The sequence below is a fragment of the Syntrophales bacterium genome (assembly GCA_030655775.1).
Classification (GTDB): Bacteria; Desulfobacterota; Syntrophia; order Syntrophales; family JADFWA01; genus JAUSPI01.
Map to the genome: position 1 here is coordinate 1 of JAUSPI010000248.1, position 6,667 is coordinate 6,667.

The window sequence follows — 6,667 nt, forward strand, 5'->3', positions numbered from 1 at the left end:
TTCCCGATCATGAGCGCTGCATCGGTTTTGGTAGTACCAGAAGGAAGTCGAAAGTTTTTCGGGAAAGTTTGAAGCAATGCTGCTTCTCTCATGGTTATATTCCTATTTTCTTCAGGGTGAAGAAAGCGTCCCTTGGAAGGATTGCAGCAACCCCCGGTTATGGTAGGCGCGACCTTGTCCCAGGCCATACGCCCATACACATCCTTAAATCCATCGGATCGTTGGTGGCAAGGTCGCTGTATTTCTATCGGGAGATCACCCCGACTCCCACCGTCCTTAGGTACACGCGAAATCCACTCTTTCATTTTTGCAGTTCTTTTTTCAGGCATATCATGTAATGGGTCACCGCTTAAACCAGCAGGTTTAAGCTTTTCAATTGCCATCCGAACGGTTTTTTCTTTATTGGACTTTGAACCAAAAGGAATTTTAAAACCATGGCCAGCAAGCATTACCAGCCGTCGCCTTCTCTGTGGCACACCATATTGGCTTACATTAAGAACAGACCAGGTAGGGATATAACCATCTTTACGAATAGAGCGCAGAAATTCCTTAAAAACAGATTTGTCGGCCAAACCGGGGACATTTTCCATCATTATGGCCTTGGGCATAAATGTTCTAACAAACCGAGCCATTTCGATGACTAATCGATTCCGGCGATCTTTGTTGACACATGCTCCATTTCTTGTCCGTAATGTCGAAAACCCCTGACATGGAGGACAGCCCGCCAAAAGATCCAACTCGCCAGGACTAAGATCCAACTCTTCCATCCACTCCCTTCCATCTACTTTTCTAATATCGGTTACTTTGAGTTTAGTCTTTGGATGATTAAGTTTATATGAAGCCGTGGCAACCGTATTGATTTCCAGAGCGGCAACAACATTAAAAGAAGCCCTTCTTAGACCATACGACATACCACCACAGCCGGAAAAAAGATCTATGGCTGTTTTCTTTTCCAAGTTATTTTTAACTTTTTCCTTCTTCATCATATAAGGTCTAACTGACAACTTTTTCCTGTTATTGTTAGCAATTCCTTAATTTCCTCGACACTTAGGATTCGTCCTCTCTCTCGGTGGGCCATGCTATGACAGTTCGAGCACAGGGGAATAAGATCTGTTTCGGGATTTACGGAGCCCTCAATTTCTGTAATTGATCGCACGTGGTGAACCTCAATGAACCCCCTGGCATGTTCTGATCCATACACGTCATCAAAGCTGAAACCGCAAGCCATGCACCTAATTCCTTGAATTTCCAGCGCTTTTCGGCGATTTCGCGGACTGCGTTCATATGCAACATGCTGGCGGATGAGTCGCCTGCCTTCTTCGTCTGGAATGAATTCTTTGTTGGGTTGGCCATCAGTAATTTCCGGTTAGGTTTTTGCATATAAGCGCCAGTCATTCTGTTCTTTGAAATTTTGTAAGCACTCTGCATTGAAATCAGTGCTGAAAGCTGAGTCGCGTAACTCATTCTGAATCTGAATGCGCAGTTGCCGCACCCTCTTGATGGAAACCTTTTCCTGATACTGTTCGGAACAATAGATCGCAAGCAGCAGGTAGGTTATCAAACCCGCAAGGATCTGAACCATAAGACCATGTCTGCTCCTGGCAATCAAGTGATAAACCTTGAGATGCCTTTTCCACCATGCAAAAAAGTTCTCTATATCCCACCGGAGCTTGTATGCCTCCGCTATCTGCTCAGCCGACAGGTCATGACGGTTTGTTGCAATCCAGTATTTTACACTATCGATCTCATAGCCGACAAGCCGAAGTTCTTTTTCAGTCTGATTTGTTCCGGCAGTGCCAAGCCTGACAACAGCATCATAAAAGACAATGCTGTCAGGATCCACGTGATTGGTTCTTATTACAGTCTTTCTTGTGTTGGCCTTGATGCGGCAGATAAAGAGCTTATCCTCTTCCTGCCACAGATCAAAGCTCTTATGGCACTGATATCCACGATCAGTAACACTTGTATCTCCGGGAGAGAGTATCTGGCTTACAAATGGTCTTTCAGCGCCCTTACCTTCAGTGAAGAATACCTTTCTCGGAATACTACGGTTCAGATCGAAACCGACATGAACCTTTGCTTTTTTGGAGCCCTTCCTATAGTCGGCCCAATACATGGAAAGAGTTGCGTCGATCAGAGATCCATCAATAGCAACAAGGTTTCCGAGTTCGGGATGACGATTCGGCAGTACCGCTACAACCTGTTCCTGCAGAGCTTTAAAGACATACATAAACTGCTCAAGGCCTCTTGAATTGGTGGCCTCTGAGAAACTGCTCTTTTTGATACCGTTTTTGGGTGCTATCTGACTGCGGGCGAAATCATCCTCTTCAAGTACCTGCAGAAGGTGTTGCGTTGATTTGTGTTCCTCAAGATGAAAAAAGACTAACGTCTTGAGATGATCTTCAAAACCCATCTGCAAAGGTTTGTATCCTCGTGATGTAAGTGGTGGCATTTTCCCCATTGTATCAACAGCCGGTTGAAATAGTGTGGTGAACGATAACACATGTTTTTTTACAAATGGTCTGATACTGTGTGGCATATTCATAACCCCCTGATATTACTGTATAATACCAGGACGCGCCCATCCTATCAGCCAAATGTCAAGTAAAAAGTGACTTAATGTACTGATTTTGTAACTTATTCACATGCAAAAACCTAACCGGAAATTACTGGTTGGCCATGGGTAACGAGCTCTGTTTCAAGCGTATCATCAAGCTGCACTGCGGGGACTCGAAACGTAAATCGACTCGGAGAATCAGTGTGGCATTCGTAACGAACGAGATCAATCTGGCCGTAATAAGTGAACTGCATGTGGTGCCGATCTCGATAGAATAGGTGGATTTCATCACCCGCAACAGCAGCGTTTATCATGCGGTTATCAGCGGCATGGTTCGTTTCGCCTTCAATGTCCAGCATGCCGTTCTCCAGGCGATCCTCGTACTGAGTTAAAAATTTCTGTTTTTCACGCGTAATGAACAAAATGATAAATGGGGTGTTGCGCGGCGTTACAGCACCTCGTGAAATTGCCTCGTACCCTGCGTAACCCCACAAAGTGGCAAGCTCCGGTCGTGTGTATTTCTGGCCTATACGCACGCTGTCAAAAGATACGGACATATTTCAGTTTCTTTCGGGTTCAATTACCGCTTATATGGTTCTTTGTATCTCCATTACATAGCTGTTAGCAGCCATGTAAGATGCATGCGATCTTTTGCCGCTACAATAATAAAACCAATAAGTATAGATCCTTGCGGCTGACCTCTGTTTACACTCCATACATGTAATACAACCTGTATATCTATCATGGTACATAATGGCTTTTTTCATTAGTAGTTTCAATTCAACAAATACAGAATAAAAACGCCCTGCTTCTCTTATCGAAAAACAGGGCGTTAGATAATCAGACCATAATCCTCCTTGGTTACCACTGTTCAAAAGTACTCATAACACGTTCAAGATCAATAAAATACGGTAACCTACTAACTCCATTATAAGATCTTGTCAAGTTAATTAGGGACACTCCCCTATTTCCCTAGGAAATCTCTTCAATCCCGAGCGGATATTTGGATAATACCTCGCAGCCGCTTTTGACGATCACGATATCATTTTCATAGCGGAATCCGATATTCTCTTCCGGCGCGGCATACTGCATGGCACAGACAACCATTTCATTTTCCGCATAGACGTGATCCTGATCAGTCCAGTACGGCAGGTCGGGATTAACGACGGCCCCTATCCGCCACTCGTCACCGAAAAGACCGATCCCGTGTTCACAGGCCGGTTGGATAAAATCGCCGCAGCCGCGTGATTCGGCGAAATCCATCATAATGGCGGCAAGCGTTCCGGGCGTTGTGCCGGCACGATAATTGTCAAGCACGGTCTGAATAATCGCGACAAAATTGTCCGCGTGCCAGCGCTGACGTTTTGTTGCCGGCCCGATCAGATAATTATGCGAATGGTCGCCCAGGGCCAGTTTAAACATCGCGTGGAAATCGAGCATCAGCGGGTCGCCTGCCTGTATCTCTTTGGTTGTCGGAGGAGTACAGGCGCCCAGCCCCGTGCGGTAGCCGCTGGATATTTCATTGAGCCCCGCGAAATTCCACTCCGACACGCTCCCCGCCTTGCGCATCGCCAGGGCGGCGATACCGGCAATCACGGTTTCCGTCATTCCCTTGTAGCCGCCGTTTTCGAGCGCGGCCCGTGCCGCCTTGTGCCCCTCGTCGACAATCAGCGATGCGGTGCGGAAGCGTTCAATGGTCCCACTGTCTTTGATGATCGAAAGGGCATCGATAATGTCGTGCGCGTTGATCCATTCAAAACCGGGGAGTGCGTCTTTAAAATGGGTGTATTCCCAGTGGGAAAGATTTCCTTCGGCCGTCCAGGTAGAAACCCCATCCTCATAGCCGATGCGTCCCTTTGTGATCCCGAGTTCTTCTTTGATAAAATCGGTTATCGCGGAGGTCTGATCCATGCCGCCCATCGGGCCGTAGGCGCGGACATTGTCCTCGTCGAGCCATGTCTCATCGGCCACACGCATCGAGTCAACCACAAAGGTAAAATAGGCGGGCTGTCCCTCCGGCGGAATGATCAGATAGCTTCGCCACGGGCAGAAGGTATCCATCACGAAACTCATGGTCCGGATGCGCGAACCGAGATACACGTCAATGCCTTGTTTGTGCATTTCGGCCTGTATCGCGGCAACACGTCCCGGATTGTCTATGTAATACTTGTCATTGGGGTCTGCTATCCTGGGCATTGTCTATCTCCCTTCAATACTGAGTTGGTATCTGGGCCAGGACCTTATTCAGACGGTCGGAGACGGCCGCGAGTTTGAGCGCCTTGGCCAGATTGCCTTTGAGTTTCAGTTTTCCGGTCATCAGGGCCTTCTGGGCGCCAAGTTCCGCGCGGGAAATTCTGGCAAAGGTTTCATAATTCCCGATGATCCTGAATACCCCCTGGGGAGGCTCGCCGGTCCCCGTTTCCACACGGGTTACTTTTCCATCCTCGCATTCGACAAAAAGAAAGTGTTCCTCCCCGTCGGGACAGTTCTTATAGATGTTGGACATCGATGTCGTGACATGATTCATCTTCTCCGGTGTGAGCTCGGTCTGGAGCCTTTTGAGCGCCTCATCGCGCCATGACTGGCTCAGGTACACGTGTTGATCTGCCATGTTGATTCCTCCTGCCTTGTATTGTCTGCTGGTAATGAAAGCCATGGGGTCAGGTCTCAACAATCAACATGCATATTGATTCCGGTTGTCAAATGTTGAGACCTGACCCCTTCCTTGCTCTGACCCTTCCTTGCTCCTGTCAAGAGATATTACCGTGATACTTCCAAACGGTAATAATTGATTGTCTCCTGAAAAGATTTTAAGGAAAAGGTGTAGTTGATTAACTACTTCTTCCTGAAACTTCAAAACTGTTCATTGCTTGTTCCACACATTCCTGAATACCATTTGGACCAAGTGCTATCATAATATCTTCCCTAATTTCTGGGTGGCAAAATATCCTTCCTTTTGCTGCAATATTCATAAGATTGAAATGTATTTCATTCCACACTTCTGATATTCTCTCGACGTTATTAAATCTTTCTGAATAGTTTTTTCTCAATCTTTGTGGTTCAGCAATCACTCTTAATTTTTTTTCCGTTCCGTAACGTGGGTCAGGACAATCACAAAGTATCATATTGGGGTTCTTTAACAGTTGAGCAACACGATTTGTATGCTCTTCACTTAGAATAGAGGTTTCTCTTGGATATCCAGTAGAAACTATAAAATTATTATATCGCAAGAGTATTAGCTTTTGTAAAGATCCCTGAAAATTATGATCATTATAATGTCTTCTAAATTTTCCAAGAACGGTTTCCTTTCCCACTTCTTCTTTTTTATAGTCTGCATGAATTGTAAGTATCCTTTTGTAATAGTTTCTATTTAAAATCATAGATATTAATCTGTTCCCCTCTTCCATCGTCCACTTACTCAAGAATTCTAATACACTATATTCATTTATTTTATTCTTTAGTTCACCGTTGGCTCCGATAAGTTTATCGAATTCTGTATTAAAATTTTTATTTTTAAACTTTTTCTTATCTATTGTTTTCATAACCTCTCTTAACATTACCTTTATTGATCTTGAAGTGTGATGCCAATATAGGGATTGATATAATAAATATCTCGCAAAAGTTAGCGATTCTGCTGCGGATTGACCCTTTTCATAAATACCCAATGACAGGCTTCTCATGTCGTAGCTGGATGAAAAAATAATAACGGTTAAATTCCTTATCAGCCGATCAAAATCAACAAACTCTCCATATCTCAAATAACAATTTTGACTATCTCGCAACAAATAATCGAGCTTATCTACATCTATCGGGCCATCAATAATTGATGATATTATTTTATATTTTAAATCCTCCTTATGAAATAAATCACTTTGAACAACTTCAACTTTTAAAAGTTTAATAATATTCTCAATCTTTACACCCCACCCATAGTTTTCATCCTCTATGGTTTCCTTTAGAGTTCTTCCTAATTTATCCCTTGTAGGGCTTTCCAAAAACTTTGAGTTAAACTTCTCATGGGCAAGATCAGGGTCGAATTCACTTAAATCATGGGCAAGCGGGTAATGTCCAATATCATGCAATAAGCTTCCTAATAAGATGGACTTAATA

6 protein-coding genes and 1 pseudogene are annotated in these 6,667 nt (G+C 44.4%); all 7 read right to left on the reverse strand.

Translation table 11 applies throughout. The features are described 5' to 3' along the window. Positions 1-986, reverse strand: a 986-nt coding sequence (locus Q7J27_13995) for a DNA cytosine methyltransferase (GenBank protein ID MDO9530252.1), incomplete at its 3' end; no start/stop codon positions are given. 136 nt (positions 987-1,122) lie between these two features. Continuing rightward, the gene (locus tag Q7J27_14000; protein ID MDO9530253.1) at positions 1,123-1,353 is read right to left on the reverse strand and encodes a hypothetical protein; all 231 of its coding nucleotides are present in this window, start codon (positions 1,351-1,353) and stop codon (positions 1,123-1,125) included. 106 nt (positions 1,354-1,459) lie between these two features. Then, positions 1,460-2,443, reverse strand: a pseudogene (locus Q7J27_14005) (IS4 family transposase). A 212-nt stretch (positions 2,444-2,655) separates the two neighbouring features. Then, complete coding sequence (locus tag Q7J27_14010; protein ID MDO9530254.1) at positions 2,656-3,114, reverse strand: DUF3427 domain-containing protein; 459 nt, start codon at positions 3,112-3,114, stop codon at positions 2,656-2,658. 415 nt (positions 3,115-3,529) lie between these two features. Beyond that, on the reverse strand, positions 3,530-4,753 hold the full coding sequence (locus Q7J27_14015; GenBank protein MDO9530255.1) for a M24 family metallopeptidase: 1,224 nt from the start codon (positions 4,751-4,753) through the stop codon (positions 3,530-3,532). 13 nt (positions 4,754-4,766) lie between these two features. Then, a complete protein-coding gene (locus Q7J27_14020; protein MDO9530256.1) occupies positions 4,767-5,168 on the reverse strand; it encodes an SCP2 sterol-binding domain-containing protein in 402 nt (133 codons plus the stop codon). Between the two features lie 220 nt (positions 5,169-5,388). Further along, positions 5,389-6,667 (reverse strand): hypothetical protein (locus Q7J27_14025; protein ID MDO9530257.1); only part of this gene is annotated, 1,279 nt, incomplete at its 5' end.